The sequence below is a fragment of the Pseudomonas prosekii genome, from assembly GCF_900105155.1.
GTDB classification, from domain to species: Bacteria; Pseudomonadota; Gammaproteobacteria; order Pseudomonadales; family Pseudomonadaceae; genus Aquipseudomonas; species Aquipseudomonas prosekii.
Genome location: NZ_LT629762.1, coordinates 911,813 through 926,665, shown reverse-complemented (window position 1 = coordinate 926,665; position 14,853 = coordinate 911,813). Strand labels below are relative to the sequence as shown.

General features: G+C 61.3%; 14 protein-coding genes. 10 read left to right on the top strand and 4 right to left on the bottom strand.

The window, feature by feature from the left end; all coding sequences use genetic code 11:
- Window positions 1-85 precede the first annotated feature (85 nt).
- The 8 genes from cobU to BLU01_RS04210 all read left to right on the top strand — a co-directional run bounded on the left by cobU (window position 86) and on the right by BLU01_RS04210 (window position 5,624).
- Complete coding sequence (cobU, locus tag BLU01_RS04240) at window positions 86-607, top strand: bifunctional adenosylcobinamide kinase/adenosylcobinamide-phosphate guanylyltransferase (RefSeq protein WP_092271266.1); 522 nt, start codon at window positions 86-88, stop codon at window positions 605-607.
- The gene (cobT, locus tag BLU01_RS04235; protein ID WP_092271264.1) at window positions 604-1,659 is read left to right on the top strand and encodes a nicotinate-nucleotide--dimethylbenzimidazole phosphoribosyltransferase; all 1,056 of its coding nucleotides are present in this window, start codon (window positions 604-606) and stop codon (window positions 1,657-1,659) included. The genes cobU and cobT overlap by 4 nt, the downstream gene beginning before the upstream one ends.
- Window positions 1,656-2,231, top strand: coding sequence for an alpha-ribazole phosphatase family protein (cobC, locus tag BLU01_RS04230; RefSeq protein WP_092271262.1), 576 nt, complete (start codon window positions 1,656-1,658; stop codon window positions 2,229-2,231). The genes cobT and cobC overlap by 4 nt, the downstream gene beginning before the upstream one ends.
- Before the next feature lie 2 nt (window positions 2,232-2,233).
- Window positions 2,234-2,968 carry an adenosylcobinamide-GDP ribazoletransferase gene (locus BLU01_RS04225; RefSeq protein ID WP_092271260.1) on the top strand — a complete coding sequence of 245 codons (735 nt, stop codon included), beginning with the start codon at window positions 2,234-2,236 and terminating at the stop codon, window positions 2,966-2,968.
- Window positions 2,969-3,217: 249 nt separating this feature from the next.
- Complete coding sequence (locus BLU01_RS04220; protein WP_092271258.1) at window positions 3,218-3,622, top strand: MarR family winged helix-turn-helix transcriptional regulator; 405 nt, start codon at window positions 3,218-3,220, stop codon at window positions 3,620-3,622.
- Between the two features lie 52 nt (window positions 3,623-3,674).
- Window positions 3,675-4,883: an MFS transporter gene (locus BLU01_RS04215; protein ID WP_092271256.1), complete on the top strand. Its 1,209-nt coding sequence runs from the start codon at window positions 3,675-3,677 to the stop codon at window positions 4,881-4,883.
- Window positions 4,880-5,014, top strand: coding sequence for a hypothetical protein (locus BLU01_RS28170; RefSeq protein WP_258306366.1), 135 nt, complete (start codon window positions 4,880-4,882; stop codon window positions 5,012-5,014). Before BLU01_RS04215 ends, BLU01_RS28170 begins: the two co-directional genes overlap by 4 nt.
- A 55-nt stretch (window positions 5,015-5,069) precedes the next feature.
- Window positions 5,070-5,624, top strand: coding sequence for a glutathione peroxidase (locus tag BLU01_RS04210; RefSeq protein ID WP_092271254.1), 555 nt, complete (start codon window positions 5,070-5,072; stop codon window positions 5,622-5,624).
- An 85-nt stretch (window positions 5,625-5,709) separates the two neighbouring features.
- On the opposite strand, the gene BLU01_RS04205 is transcribed toward BLU01_RS04210, so the two are convergent.
- The 3 genes from BLU01_RS04205 to BLU01_RS04195 form a co-directional block, all read right to left on the bottom strand.
- A complete protein-coding gene (locus BLU01_RS04205) occupies window positions 5,710-6,981 on the bottom strand; it encodes an OmpP1/FadL family transporter (protein ID WP_092271252.1) in 1,272 nt (423 codons plus the stop codon).
- 146 nt (window positions 6,982-7,127) lie between these two features.
- Window positions 7,128-7,610, bottom strand: a complete 483-nt coding sequence (locus tag BLU01_RS04200; RefSeq protein ID WP_092271250.1) for a hypothetical protein — start codon at window positions 7,608-7,610, stop codon at window positions 7,128-7,130.
- Between the two features lie 289 nt (window positions 7,611-7,899).
- Window positions 7,900-8,124, bottom strand: coding sequence for a hypothetical protein (locus BLU01_RS04195; protein ID WP_092271247.1), 225 nt, complete (start codon window positions 8,122-8,124; stop codon window positions 7,900-7,902).
- 1,070 nt (window positions 8,125-9,194) lie between these two features.
- Here BLU01_RS04195 and BLU01_RS04185 point away from each other — a divergent pair.
- On the top strand, window positions 9,195-9,518 hold the full coding sequence (locus BLU01_RS04185; RefSeq protein WP_092271245.1) for an SEL1-like repeat protein: 324 nt from the start codon (window positions 9,195-9,197) through the stop codon (window positions 9,516-9,518).
- Between the two features lie 249 nt (window positions 9,519-9,767).
- Complete coding sequence (gene rmuC / locus BLU01_RS04180) at window positions 9,768-11,132, top strand: DNA recombination protein RmuC (RefSeq protein WP_167370464.1); 1,365 nt, start codon at window positions 9,768-9,770, stop codon at window positions 11,130-11,132.
- A gap of 174 nt (window positions 11,133-11,306) precedes the next feature.
- Here rmuC and BLU01_RS04175 read toward each other — a convergent pair whose 3' ends face one another.
- Window positions 11,307-14,777, bottom strand: coding sequence for a hybrid sensor histidine kinase/response regulator (locus BLU01_RS04175; protein ID WP_092271241.1), 3,471 nt, complete (start codon window positions 14,775-14,777; stop codon window positions 11,307-11,309).
- Between the last annotated feature and the right edge of the window lie 76 nt (window positions 14,778-14,853).

The following is a 14,853-nucleotide window of genomic DNA, read 5'->3' as shown; positions in this document are numbered from 1 at the left end:
ACAGGTGGTGCGCCGCATCTCTGTAGGAGCGAGACTTGCCCGCGAAGAGGCCCGCAAGAACACCGACGATTTTAAGGAATGAACCATGCTCCAACTAATCCTCGGCGGCGCCCGCTCCGGCAAAAGTCGCCTCGCTGAAAAACTCGCCGCAGACACTCAACTGCACGTCACCTACATCGCCACCAGCCAACCCCTCGACGGTGAAATGAATCAACGGGTCGCCCATCACCGCGCCCGTCGTCCGGCCGAATGGGCGCTGATCGAAGAGCCGCTGCAACTCGCCCGCGTCCTGCGCGAAAACGCCAGCGCCGAGCACTGCCTGCTGGTCGATTGTCTGACCCTGTGGCTGACCAATCTGCTGATGCTCGACGACCCCGAACGCCTCGGCGCCGAGCGCGATGCCTTGCTCGATTGCCTGGCGTCATTGCCGGGTGAAATCATTTTTGTCAGCAACGAGACCGGAATGGGTGTCGTGCCGCTGGGCGAATTGACTCGCCGCTACGTCGATGAAGCCGGTTGGCTGCATCAAGCTTTGGCTGAGCGCTGTCAGCGTGTTGTCCTGACGGTCGCCGGCCTGCCCCTGACTTTGAAAGGAACTGCGTTATGACCCAATCCTGGTGGCTGAACCCGTGCAAGCCGATTGATGCGGCGGCCGTCGAACGGGCTGAGGCGCGGCAACAGCAACTGACCAAACCGGCCGGTTCGCTCGGGCGGCTGGAGTCGGTAGCAGTGCAACTCGCCGGGTTGCAGGGCCAGGTCAAACCGCGCCTCGAGCAGCTGTGGATTGCGATTTTCGCCGGTGATCACGGCGTGGTCGCTGAAGGTGTGTCGGCGTATCCGCAGGAAGTCACCGGGCAAATGCTCCACAACTTCGTCAGCGGCGGCGCGGCGATCAGCGTATTGGCGCGGCAGTTGGGCGCGGCGCTGGAAGTGGTCGACCTCGGCACCGTCACGCCGTCGCTTGACCTGCCAGGCGTGCGTCATTTGCACATCGGCGCCGGCACCGCCAATTTCGCGCACGGCCCGGCCATGACTGTCGCCCAAGGTGAACTCGCCTTGCAGGCCGGTCGCGACAGCGTGTTGCGCGCCCGCGAAACTGGCGCGCAGCTGTTTATCGGCGGCGAAATGGGTATCGGCAACACCACCGCCGCCAGTGCGCTGGCCTGCGCATTGCTCGACTGCCCGGTGGCGCATTTGACGGGGCCGGGCACCGGGCTCGACGCTGCCGGTGTCAGCCACAAGGCGCAGGTGATCGAGCGTGCAATAGCGTTGCATGCCGCGCAGCGTGGTGATGCGCTGCAAACCCTGTTCAACCTCGGCGGTTTCGAAGTCGCCGCGCTGGTCGGCGCTTATCTGGGCTGCGCGCAGGAAGGCATTGCAGTGCTGGTCGACGGCTTTATCTGCAGCGTCGCTGCGCTGGTCGCGGTGCGCGTGAACCCGCAGTGCCGTGACTGGCTGTTGTTCGGCCATCGCGGCGCCGAGCCGGGCCATCGCCACGTCCTCGAATCTTTGAACGCCGAGCCGTTGCTCGACCTCGGTTTGCGCCTCGGCGAGGGCAGCGGTGCGGCGTTGGCGGTGCCGTTGTTGCGCCTCGCCTGCGACCTTCATGGGCAAATGGCGACGTTTGCCGAAGCGGCTGTGGCGGATCGTCCGGCATGACCTTGCACCTGGATTTGCTGCGCCACGGCGAGACCGAGCTCGGCGGCGGCCTGCGCGGCAGCCTCGACGATGCGCTGACCGAAAAAGGCTGGGCGCAGATGCGCGCAGCGGTGATCAAGCAAGGCCCGTGGGATCGCTTGGTCAGTTCGCCGTTGCAGCGTTGCGCGCGGTTTGCCGACGAACTCGGCGCGCACCTGGGCTTGCCGGTGCAAATTGAAACGGACCTGCAGGAACTGCATTTCGGCGCCTGGGAAGGGCAGAGCACCGCAGCGCTGATGGACACCAGCGCCGAGGCGTTGGGCCGATTCTGGAGCGATCCTTACGCGTTTACCCCGCCCGACGGTGAGCCGGTCGCGGACTTCTCGGCGCGGGTGCTGGCAGCGGTTGGACGTTTACACGCCGCGCATGCCGGCGAACGCGTGTTGCTGATCACCCACGGCGGCGTGATGAAACTGCTCTTGGCGCAGGCGCGAGGTTTGCCGCGCGAGCAGTTGCTGAATGTCGACGTCGCGCACGCGTCGTTGCATTCGCTGTCGGTCGGCGCGGGTGCCTTGTTACGGGAGGCGAGCTGAGCATGTTGCCGTTCTGGATCGCCCTGCAATTTTTGAGCAGCCTGCCGATTCGTCTGCCGGGCATGCCGGAGCCGAAAGAGCTGGGGCGTTCGCTGCTGTTTTATCCGCTGGTCGGCCTGCTGTTTGGCTTGATTCTCTGGGGAATGAACATCGCGCTGGCGGGAGCGCCATTGTTGCTGCATGCCGCGCTGTTGCTGACGGTTTGGGTATTGCTCAGCGGCGCGCTGCATCTGGACGGTCTGGCCGACAGCGCGGATGCGTGGCTGGGCGGATTCGGCGATCGCGAACGCACGCTGACGATCATGAAAGACCCGCGCAGTGGGCCGATTGCGGTAGTGACGCTGGTGTTGGTGTTGCTGCTGAAATTTGCCGCGTTGCTGGCGTTGATCGAACAGGGGCAGGGCGCGGTGTTGCTCATCGTGCCGCTGCTTGGGCGGGCGGCGCTGCTGGGGTTGTTTCTGACCACGCCGTATGTGCGCGCCGGTGGCTTGGGCCAGGCGCTCGCGGATCATTTGCCGCGCACCGCCGGTTGGCGGGTGTTGGCCCTGAGTGCGCTGGGGTGTTTGCTGCTCGGCGGGATGATCGATGGCTTGGTTGCGCTGGTGATCGCGATTGCGGTGTTTATCTGGTTACGGCAGGTGATGCTGCGGCGCTTGGGCGGGAGCACCGGCGATACGGCGGGGGCGTTGCTGGAATTGCTCGAGATGGCGGTGTTGGTGGGGTTGGCGCTGGTTTGATGGGTTTGGTGGTGACTGCGCGGGCGCCATCGCGAGCAGGCTCACTCCTACAAGGGATCGCGGTTGCACATTGAATTGCGTTGTTGCATGGGATCGCGGTCACCTGTGGGAGCAAGGCTTGCCCGCGAAGAACGATTACGCCGTTTGCCTGTCGGACCGCAGCGCATTCTTCGCGGGCAAGCCTTGCTCCCACACGCCGTCTGTAACATAAAATTTGCTTTCATTTAACCGCGGGTATATACACGCACCATGCTCGATTCCCAATGTTTATGTATCAACCTGCGTCGCGCCGCTCGTGGCGTCAGCAGGCATTACGACGGCGCTCTCGACGGCTTCGGCATCAACGTTGCCCAGTATTCTTTGCTGTGCAATCTGCAGCGTCTGGATCAGCCAAGTATTTCCACGCTCGCCGAAGCCATGGGGCTGGACCGCAGCACGCTTGGGCGCAATTTGCGCGTGCTTGAAGGCGAAGGCCTGGTGCAACTGGTCGAGGGCGAAGACATGCGCAACCGCATCGTCAAGCTCACCGAGGCGGGTGCGCAACGGCTGGCTGCCGCACTGCCAGCGTGGGAAGCGGCCCAGCAGCGACTGGTCGATCGCCTCGGCGCCGAGAAACGTGAAACCTTGCTGAAATTGCTGGACGAACTGGCTTGAGGCCAGTTTGTTCGATCTTAAGCGGGTATATACCCGCTACCGGAGAATAAGAATGACATCGATGTGGCGGACGTGCGGTTGGGTGTTGGTCGGGAGTGCGCTGATCCTCGCGTTGTCCCTCGGTGTGCGCCACGGTTTCGGGCTGTTTCTCGCGCCGATGAGCAGCGAATTCGGCTGGGGCCGCGAGACGTTTGCGTTCGCCATCGCCCTGCAAAACCTCATCTGGGGCCTGGCGCAGCCGTTCACCGGGGCGCTGGCCGACCGCTTCGGTGCCGCCAAAGTGGTGCTGATCGGCGGCGTGCTGTACGCGGCAGGGCTGATCTGCATGGGCTTCTCCGACTCGGCAGTGACGTTGTCGCTGAGCGCCGGCCTGCTGATCGGCATCGGCCTGTCCGGTACTTCGTTCTCGGTGATCCTCGGCGTGGTCGGCCGCGCCGTGCCACCGGAAAAACGCAGCATGGGCATGGGCATTGCCAGCGCCGCCGGTTCGTTCGGCCAGTTCGCCATGTTGCCCGGCACCTTGGGCCTGATCGGCTGGCTCGGCTGGTCCGCAGCATTGCTGGTGCTCGGCTTGCTGGTCGCGTTGATCGTGCCGCTGGTGAGCATGCTCAAGGACAAACCGCTGCCGACCCTCGGCCATGATCAAACCTTGGCCGAAGCCTTGCGCGAAGCCTGTTCGCACTCCGGTTTCTGGTTGCTGGCGTTCGGCTTTTTTGTCTGCGGTTTTCAAGTGGTGTTCATCGGCGTGCATTTGCCGGCGTATCTGGTCGATCAACACTTGCCGGCCACGGTCGGCACCACGGTGCTGGCGTTGATCGGGCTGTTCAATATCTTCGGCACTTACACCGCCGGTTGGCTCGGCGGGCGCATGTCCAAGCCGCGCTTGCTCACCGGTTTGTACCTGCTGCGGGCGGTGGTGATCGGCTTGTTTCTGTGGGCGCCGGTGACGACGACCAGCGCTTACCTGTTCGGCATGGCGATGGGCTTCCTCTGGTTGTCCACCGTGCCCTTGACCAACGGCACCGTGGCGACCTTGTTCGGTGTACGAAACCTGTCCATGCTCGGTGGGATTGTTTTCCTGTTCCATCAGCTCGGTTCGTTCCTCGGCGGCTGGTTGGGCGGGGTGGTTTACGACCGAACCGGGAGCTACGACTTGATCTGGCAAGTGGCGATTCTCTTGAGCCTGTTGGCGGCGGCGCTGAACTGGCCGGTGCGCGAACGGCCGGTGGCGCGCCTGCAAACGCAAATGAGCGCGGTATGAACAGCCTCTGGCCACGGGTCATCGGCGTCGCTGCCGGCGCGTTGTTACTGGCATTGCTGCTGGCGCTGGTGTGGTGGGGCTGGCAGCGGGGCGGGTTGGCGTTGATGCAATTGGGCATGGGTGCTTGCTAGGCGGCTGCGAGGGCGAGTAGCTTGTTGGCTGACGACCTCTCAAGGATGCCCTGACATGCTCAAACGCTGGCTTGCAGTCCCCGCGTTGCTGATGACGTTTGCCGCCGCGACGCAGGCGGCCGAGTGCCCGGATCTGTTGCAAGGCTCATTGCCGAAATTGCGCGCCAAGGAATCCATCGACCTGTGCCAGCGCTTCGCCGGCAAGCCGCTGGTGGTGGTCAATACCGCGAGTTTCTGCGGTTTCGCCCCGCAGTTCAAAGGCCTCGAAGCGCTTTATCAGCGCTACAAGGGCCAGGGTCTGGAAGTGATCGGCGTGCCGTCGAATGACTTCAAGCAAGAGTCGAAGGACGGCGAAGAAACCGCCAAGGTCTGCTACGTCAATTACGGCGTGACCTTCACCATGACCGAGCCGCAGAAAGTCCGCGGCGACGACGCCACGCACCTGTTCAAAAACCTCGCCGAGCAGAGCAGCGCGCCGAAGTGGAATTTCTACAAGTACGTGGTCGATCGCCAAGGCAAGGTGATTGCCGATTTCTCCAGCCTGACCAAACCCGACGACCCGCAATTCCTCGAAGCGGTCGAGCAAGCCTTGGCCTCGAAACCTGAATGACGGCCACTAAAAAGCCCCGCCTCTGAACAAGAGCGCGGGGCTTTTTGGGTGTTGCTGGCGAGTGGTTCAGGCTCGCCGTGAATCATCAGAAGCGGTAGGTTGCGCCGACCCCGAAACCGTTCGCCCAGTTTTGATACTTGGCGTTGTAGCTCTGGCCACGGTCGTTGCTGTTGTTGACCTTGACCGACTCTTCGCGCAGGTACGAATAGGCGACGTCGATGGTCAGGTCGTCGGTTGGGCTCCAGCCGGCGCCGAGGCTGAAGATCTTGCGATCGCCAGTCGGAATGCGTGGGGAGCGGTCGACGTTGTTGGTCGGTGCCTGGTCAAAGGACAGGCCGGTACGCAGCACCCATTGCTTGTTCAACTGGTACGAAGCGCCGATGGCGTGCGCCCAGGTGTCGTGCCAGTTCTGGTCTTCGGTGATGTTGCCGAACTGACCGTTGAGGACCGCCGGAACACCTTTGTTTTCCACGGTGATTTCTTTCAGACGGCTCCAGCGAGTCCAGGTGCTGCCTGCGTACAGGGTCCACTTGTCGTCGAGCTCGTGAGTGACCGAGAAGTCCACCGATTCAGGCGTCGTCAGGTCCAGCGAGGCGTCGAACTTCTGGTTCGGGTTCTGGCCGATCAGGCCCAGCACGCCGTAGTTGACCTTGGTGTTGCCTTCGAGCTTGTACTTCACTTTCGAGTGATAAGTCAGGCCGACGCGGGTGCTGTCGGTGGCTTGCACCAACAGGCCGATGTTGTAGCCCAGCGCGGTGTCGTCACCCTTGATCTTGACCTTGCCGTCCGGCGCTGCCTGGGTAATCGACAGGTTCGATTCCAGCTTGCCGTCGATGCGGTTGATGGTCGGACCGAAACCGATCGACACCTTGTCGTTGAAGGCGTAGCTGATGGTCGGTTGCAGGGTCACGACTTTAACGTCGCTGGTGCTGCCGAAGTAACGGCCGGCAAAGCCGTTTTCGTAGTCGGTCACCAGACCGAACGGCGCGTACATGCCAATACCAACTGCCCAGTGATCATCGATAGGCTTGACGTAGTAGCCCATGGGCACGGCAATGAAAGGAACCATGTTGCCGTGGCTGCTGCCGTTGTTTGGCGCAGAGTCGGCATTGCTGATATCGGTGTGTGCGTCGAGCATTGCAGCACCGCCGGTGACTTGTTCACGCTTGATGCGCGACATGCCGGCAGGGTTGCCAAAAATTGTGCTTGCGTCATCGGCAGAGGAAGATCGCCCGGCAAAACCTGTACCCATCCCGCTGATACTTTGTTCGTTGATGGCAAAGCCAGCTGCGAAGATCTGGGTGGATGCCAAGGTAACGGCGAGGCTAAGGGTGGTTTTGAGCATTACTTTTTTCATTATTAGAACTCCTGGTGATCACCGGGGCGAAAATTACCAACATTTTCGTCCCAGCGCTATAGTCCGTATGCCTTGAGTTAGAGCGGTTTTGTAGGACAATCCGACCAGAATCGCGACCCGTTACGGGATCTTTCGAAACCGGTGGGTCAGCAAGCGACCTGATTCAGCGATGAAACACAGGTTTGCCAGGCGCAGGTGAAGTCGCGCAGGCGTCCCTGAGGCTGAAACGTCTGGCGCCAGATTCGCGCCATGCCCAGCACATCATCGGGATCGGGGAGGGGAGTGTTCTGTTGTTCGACCAGCAGCCAGGCGATGGCGGTGGCGTAACGCAGGTTGACGGTCAGTTCCAGGTGCGGGCTGCTGAGAAATGCGTGCTGGCTGGCGAGGCCTCGGACCAGGCTCGCGCGTTCCGGGTCGAGCGCCAGGTAATGATCCCAAAGTGCCCGGTGGCGGATCTCGGCGATCCGGTACAAGCCGTGGCCACGGCGGTCGTGCAGGGCTGAGCCAAGGGCTGACTGACTGGAGGCGATGCCCAGCAGCAGGGATTCGGCAGTTGCGCTGTGGCGCCCGAGATAAATCAAGGTCGGGCGGATCACATAGCGGCACAGTTCGCTGGCAGCGATACCCATAAAGCCCTCGAAGCAAAGCCCTTGAAGCAGGAAATGGGCGGCGATACCTGAAAGGGCCTTGGCAGCGGTGGATCGACTCAGGCTCGCCGGAAGCGGATCACCCCGCTTGAGTTGAAGTGTAGTGTCATATTCGCGCTGTAAAGGTCTGTTTTTACAATATTTCCGGCTGGCAGTTATAACCGTTATATCGGTTAGTGCTTAAGCGCGAGGGGCGAAAAGAGAAATATCAGGCAATAAAAAGCCCTGCTTTAAGGGCAGGGCTTTTGCGGTTTTCAGCCGTTCTGGCGTCTCAGGCAACCAGTGCCTGGCGAGTACGATCGATCACGGCCTGCAGCGGTTCAGCGCTGGAGTATTGATCGGGGTACAGGCGTTCGCTGTGACGAGCGATGCCGTGTTCGTTGACCAGAGTGAAGCTGAAGCAGCCTTTGCGAGCGGCCATGATCAGGCAGTTCATTGGTGCAAAAGCGTTGGTTAGGGTGCGAATGGCATCCTGAGTATGGATTTGAGCAGACATTATTAGGTGTTCCTACAAGCGACACGGATAAGAGCCGTGCAAAATTAAAACGTTCCAGTGACGACGACCACCATTGGTCGAACGAAGAACCCGACTGGAACAAAGCAGCCAGTTTGAAGCGCTAAAAAATTTGGCGCGCTTGGGCTGGCAGGTAGGTACTTAGGAGGGCAGGCAACACATCAAGGGCAAAGGTTCGTGGCCCGGGGTGAAGATCCTGATCAATTTGCAGGCTGGTTCGGTCAGAGTAAGTGAGCTTGGCAACACCCTTTGCTTTCATTTCAAAGGCCGTGTTGGAGCAAGTATTACCTGGAAACCATCGAGGTGGTCGATCCTGCTTTGTCGGTGGAGGCTTCTCAACGAAGGCTACCGGGAGGATTTGTTCGACCAGAATTGACTTTCAGCTTGGTACTAACGCCGCGGATACTAACGGATTGAATTCGAGAAAGGAAGTGTGGTAGCAAAAAAACTTTCTCTTCCCCGCAAAACACCGCCCCTTGTAGCAGCTGGCGAAGCCTGCGTTCGGCTGCGCAGCAGTCGTAAAACCTGCCAACGCGGTAATCCTGATCTACTGCGGCGCTCAATTCGGCGACTGCTGCGCAGCCGAACGCAGGCTTCGCCAGCTGCTACAGGGTTATGGGTTGGCCGTGGATTACCGTTGGTCGTCGCTTCGAGGCGGCTCCGGCGTGGGTTGGCCAAGGCTTATCCCCAACCTTGGCTACAAAAAACCGCGTGGATATAACCGTGTCGAAGGTACTTGTGCACATTAGTTGCGCGGGCTGTAACGCCACTGTCACATCGGATCGAACGGCAGTGGGTGCCTGCAATGAAAATTTAAGTCAATGAAAAACATCACTTTTTTTTACTGGTGAAAAAATCGTCAGTTTGACTGCGAGCCCCATTCCACAAGGGTTTTGAAGAGTTCCAGGCGGGTTGTCCACTGAGTTATCCACAGCTTCTGTGGATTGTCCCGAGCGCTTGCTCTAGGACGGGCGTGCCGGGTTTTTTTCGACTTTACCTGTGGGAAAAAAAGAGTAGAGTGGCGCGCCTTCCGTTCTGCCCCACAGTGCTTTATGAAGTTTCGCTCAGTATCAGATCCTGTTACCGCAACACCACCCGGTGTTACCCCGCCAAAACGTTTTTCCATGCGTGTGGCCGAGTGGCTGCTCGACAGCCCGCGCCTGGGCGAAAACCTCAACGTCAAACACTTTGCCGGACGTTTGCTCAAGCAACCGGCGCGCGAAGGCGTGGTGGCTGCGCAAAGTCGGCTCGGCCAATTGATGTGCCGCGAGTGCGGCAACGCCCGCGACCGCCGCATCGGCCACGACCTGCTGCGCCAAGCCGCGCGTGCCGGTGACCGCCGCGCCTTGCGCGAACTGGGCCTGCTCGAAGACTGAGACGTGCAAAGCCTGGTTGTGCAAAACCAAGTCGTGCAAAACCGAGCTGTCTAAAACAAGCTGTCTAAAACCAGGCTGGGCAAGACCTGATGCCTTGGTTAACCTTCTGGCTTCAACACATCGGCAGGAATCTCTATGGCTATGGACTTGACCAGCCTTTTGCTTGGTCTGGCGGGCGCGGCATTGCCATTGCTGGCGCTGGCCTGGCACATCCAGCGCCGGGCGAGCGCGGGGCAGGCCGGCATGGCGCTGCTGGAAGAGCGGCTGACCATGGCGCAACTGGCGCAGGACGGTTTGAACGCTCAGCTCGATGCCTGTCGCGACGAAATCGGCGACTTGAGCCAAGCCAACGCCGCCAAGCAGGCTGACCTCGCCGCCGTACGCCGCGAAGTCGAATTGCTGCAAATCGAGCGCGACGATGCGCGCGACGCCGCCCACGCCTGGAACATCGAACGCGCCGGCAAAGAAGCTGAGTTACGGCGCCTCGACGCGCAAACCGCTTCGCTCAACGCCGAGCTGCGCGAACAGCAGGAAAGCCATCAGCAGCGCCTCAGCGACCTACAGGGCTCCCGCGATGAGCTGCGTGCGCAGTTCGCCGAGCTGGCGGGCAAGATCTTCGATGAGCGCGAACAGCGTTTTGCCGAAACCAGCCAACAGCGCCTCGGGCAATTGCTCGATCCGTTGAAGGAACGCATTCAGTCCTTCGAAAAACGTGTGGAAGAAAGCTATCAGTCCGAGGCGCGGGAGCGGTTTTCCCTGGCCAAGGAACTGGAGCGTTTGCAGCAGTTGAACCTGCGTTTGAGCGACGAAGCGACCAACCTTACCCGCGCGTTGAAAGGGCAGAAAACCCAGGGCAACTGGGGCGAGTTGATTCTGGAGCGCGTGCTAGAACACGCCGGCCTGGAGAAGGGCCGCGAGTACCAGACGCAGGTCAATCTGAAAGGCCCGGACGGCGAGCGGTTCCAGCCGGACGTGATCATTTACCTGCCCGGCGACAAGCAAGTGGTGGTCGACTCCAAGGTCAGCCTGACGGCGTATCAGCAGTACGTTTCGGCGGAGGACGACGCGATCGGCCAGATCGCGATCAAGCAGCACGTGCTGTCGCTGCGCAATCACGTCAAAGGATTGTCCGGCAAGGATTACAAGCGACTCGATGGCATCCACAGCCTGGATTTTGTGCTGCTGTTCGTGCCGATCGAAGCGGCGTTTTCCGCCGCGCTGCAGGCTGAGCCGACGCTGTTCCAGGACGCGTTCGACCGCAATATCGTGATCGTCAGCCCGACCACGCTGCTGGCAACGTTGCGGGTGATCGACAGTTTGTGGAAGCAGGAACGGCAGAGCCAGAACGCCCGGGAAATCGCCGAGCGGGCGGGGTGGCTGTACGACAAATTTGTGCTGTTTATTCAGGATCTGGATGAAGTCGGCAATCGCTTGCAACAGCTGGACAAAGCCTACAGCTCAGCGCGCAACAAGCTGACAGAAGGCCGCGGCAACCTCGTCAGCCGCAGCGAACAACTGAAACTGCTCGGCGCCCGCGCCAGCAAAAGCCTGCCGGCGGACCTGCTGGAACGGGCAATGACCGACGTCGACGGCCTCGCCGAAATGCCCGAGTAGAGAAAGACGTCAACGCCGACACCCAAATTAAAACGATCCCCGTGGCGAGGGGGCTTGCCCCCGTTCGGTTGCGCAGCAGCCGTAAAATCGTGTGTCACTGCGCAAGACGGGGCCGCTGCGCGTCCCAACGGGGGCAAGCCCCCTCGCCACGGGTTTAGCGCCGGTTTCGAGAATTTACAACGGCAAATGCCGACTCAACAGCGCCCGCAGCGCCGCCGGTTTCACTGGTTTCGCCAGGTAATCCAGGCCTGCCGCGTGGACTTGCGCGACCGTTTCCGGGCGGCCGTCGGCGCTGATGACCACGCCGGGCACCGGCTCGCCGAGGCGGGTGCGCAGCCACGCCATCAGCTCGGTGCCGGTTTCGCCATCGTCCAAGTGATAATCCACCAGCGCCAATTGCGGACGCATGCCGTCGCCAAGCAAGGTTGCGCATTCCTCGCGATTGCGCGCAGTCCAGACCTGGCAACCCCAGCGCGTCAGCAGGCTGTTCATGCCGATCAAAATGCTGTCCTCGTTATCGACACACAACACCTGCGCGCCCGTCGGCAGTTTGCCATTGAGCTCAGTAACGTTGTGCGGCAGCGCCACCTGCGCGCGGGCCAGCGGCACGCTGACGCTGAACACACTGCCGCGCCCCGGCCACGAACGCACGCGCAAACGGTGCCCGAGCACGCGGCATAAACCGTCGGCAATCGCCAGGCCCAGCCCCAGGCCTTTCTCGGCGCGGGTCTGGTGGCTGTCGAGGCGTTTGAATTCTTCGAAAATCACTTGCTGCTTATCTTCCGGAATCCCCGGGCCACGGTCCCAGACTTCCAGGCACAACTCACCTTTGCGCCGCCGAACCCCGAGCAACACCGGGCCTTTGGCATAGCGGAACGCGTTGGTGAGGAAGTTCTGCAAAATGCGCCGCAGCAGTTTGATGTCGCTGTCGATGCGCAACGTGCTGCCGCGCAGACGGAATTTGATCCCCTGTTCGTCGGCCAGAACCTTGAACTCGGCGCCGAGGATATCGAACAGCTCGTTGAGCACAAACGGCTTCGGATCAGGGTTGATCTTGCCGTTCTCCAGACGCGAAATATCCAGCAAATCGCTGATCAAGTCCTCGGCCGAACGCAACGACGTGTCCAGATGCTGGATCAGTTTCTGCGCCTCGGCCGACAAGCCATCGTCCTGATGCGTCAGCGCGGCGGAGAACAAACGTGCGGCGTTCAACGGTTGCATCAAGTCATGGCTGACCGCCGCGAGAAAACGGGTTTTCGACTGGTTGGCCGACTCGGCGGTGCCTTTGGCCTCGGTCAGCGCGACGTTGAGTTGCGACAGTTCGTGGGTGCGCGCGGTGACCCGTTGCTCCAGCCCTTCGTTGGCCTCGGTCAGCGCCTGCTCGGCTTCGCGGAACGCGGTGATGTCGGTGAAACTCATGACAAAACCGCCGCCGGGCATCGGGTTGCCGATCAACTCGATCACCCGGCCATTCGGAAACAAACGCTCGGAAGTGTGCGCGCGGCCCTGACGCATCCAGTGCAGACGGCGCGCAACGTGCACTTCCGCTTCACCGGGGCCACACAAACCGCGCTCGGCGTTGTGCCGAATGATGTCGGCAATCGGCCGGCCAACGCTGATCAAACCGTCCGGGTAATTGAACAATTCGAGATAACGCCGGTTCCAGGCCACCAGTTTCAACGACTGGTCGACCACGCTGATGCCTTGGGTAATGTTCTCGATTGCGCCTTGCAGCAGCGCGCGGTTGAACTGCAAAACTTCTGACGCCTCGTCAGCGATACGGACTACGTCCTCAAGCTGCATTTCCCGACCTTCGATGGCGGCTTTGACCACCGCACGCGTCGAAGAAGCGCCGAGCACACCGGCGAGCAAACGTTCGGTATGGGCGATCCATTCGCCATCGGCGTTCTGGTTCGGGTTGAAGCCTTTGCCCTGGCGGTAGGCGAAACGGATAAAACTCTGCCGGGCGCGTTCTTCGCCGACAAAACGGGCGGCGAGTTGCAGCAGATCGTCGATTTGCACCGCGAGCATCGAGCGTGCGCTCGGTCGGGCGCTGATTTCCTGACCGATGAAACGCCCGGCCTGCCAGTGTTCCGAAACCCGCGTGCGCGACAGCACCGAAACCCAGGCAAACAGCGTGAAGTTGGCCGCCAGGGACAACACCACGCCTTGGGTCAGCGGCGTCAGCGGCAGGTTCAGCGGGTTGCTGTGCAGCCACGCCAACCCCGGAAAACTGCTCAGCGACAAGCCGAGGCTGTGCGCGGCAATCGGCAGGATCAGCGTGTAAAACCACAGGAATGTGCCGGCAGCGAGGCCGGCAAACACGCCGCGACGGTTAGCCTGTTTCCAGTACAGCGCGCCGAGCATCGCCGGCGCCAGTTGGGTCACGGCGGCGAAAGCAATCTGGCCGATAGTGGCGAGGCTGGCCGTCGAGCCGAGCAGGCGATAGCTGACATAGGCCAGCAGCAAAATCACCACAATGCTCACGCGCCGCACCGACAGCATCCATTGGCGGAACACTTCGAACGGCCGCTCGGCGTTGTTTCGGCGCAGCAACCACGGCAATAGCATGTCGTTGGAAACCATGGTCGACAGCGCCACACTGGCAACAATCACCATGCCGGTGGCCGCCGAAGCGCCGCCGATAAATGCCAGCAATGCCAGTGCCGGATGGGCCTGAGCCAGTGGCAGGCTGATCACGAAGGAGTCCGGCAGTACCGAACTTGGCAGCAACATCTGACCGGCCAAAGCGATTGGGACTACAAACAACGCGGCCAACGCCAGGTAGGCCGGGAACACCCATTTCGCCAGACGCAGATCCTGCGGTTCGATGTTCTCCACCACGGTCACGTGAAACTGACGCGGCAGGCAGATGATCGCCATCATCGCGACGCCGGTTTGCACCACCATCGACGGCCAATTGATGGTTTCTTTCCAATACTGTTCGAGGCGCGGGGCGAGCATCGCCTGGTCGAACAAGTCATCAAAACCGTCGTACAAACCGTAGGTGACGAAGGCGCCGACGGCGAGGAAAGCGAACAGCTTGACCAGCGATTCGAAGGCAATCGCCAGCACCATGCCACGGTGGTGTTCGGTGGCGTCGAGGTTGCGCGTGCCGAAGACGATGGTGAACAGCGCCAGCACCAGCGAGACGATCAGCGCCGTGTCCTGCGCGCGCGTGCCCATGGCGTCGGGGCCGGCGCCGATCAGCAGGTTGACGCCGAGGACGATGCCTTTGAGTTGCAGGGCGATGTAGGGCAGCACGCCGACCAGGCAGATCAACGCGACCACCACGGCCAGCGATTGCGATTTGCCGTAACGCGCGGCGATGAAGTCGGCGATGGAGGTGATGTTCTCCTGTTTGCTGATCATCACCATTTTTTGCAGGACCCAAGGCGCGCACACCAGCAGCAGGATCGGCCCGAGGTAGATCGGCAGGAATGACCAGAGCTGTTCGGCGGCCTGGCCGACCGCGCCGAAGAAGGTCCAACTGGTGCAATAAACGGCCAGCGACAGGCTGTACACCCACGCACGCACGCGCGGCGGCAACGGCGTGCTGCGGCGGTCGCCGTAGAAGGCGATGGCGAACATGATGGCCATATAGGCCAGGGCAACGGCGGCGATCAGCCCGCTGGACAGCGACATGGAAACTCCAGACAAAAGACATCCGGGTTCGCGCCCGGTCCGACAGTCTCGCACGACGGCTGCGGATAGTCAGTGT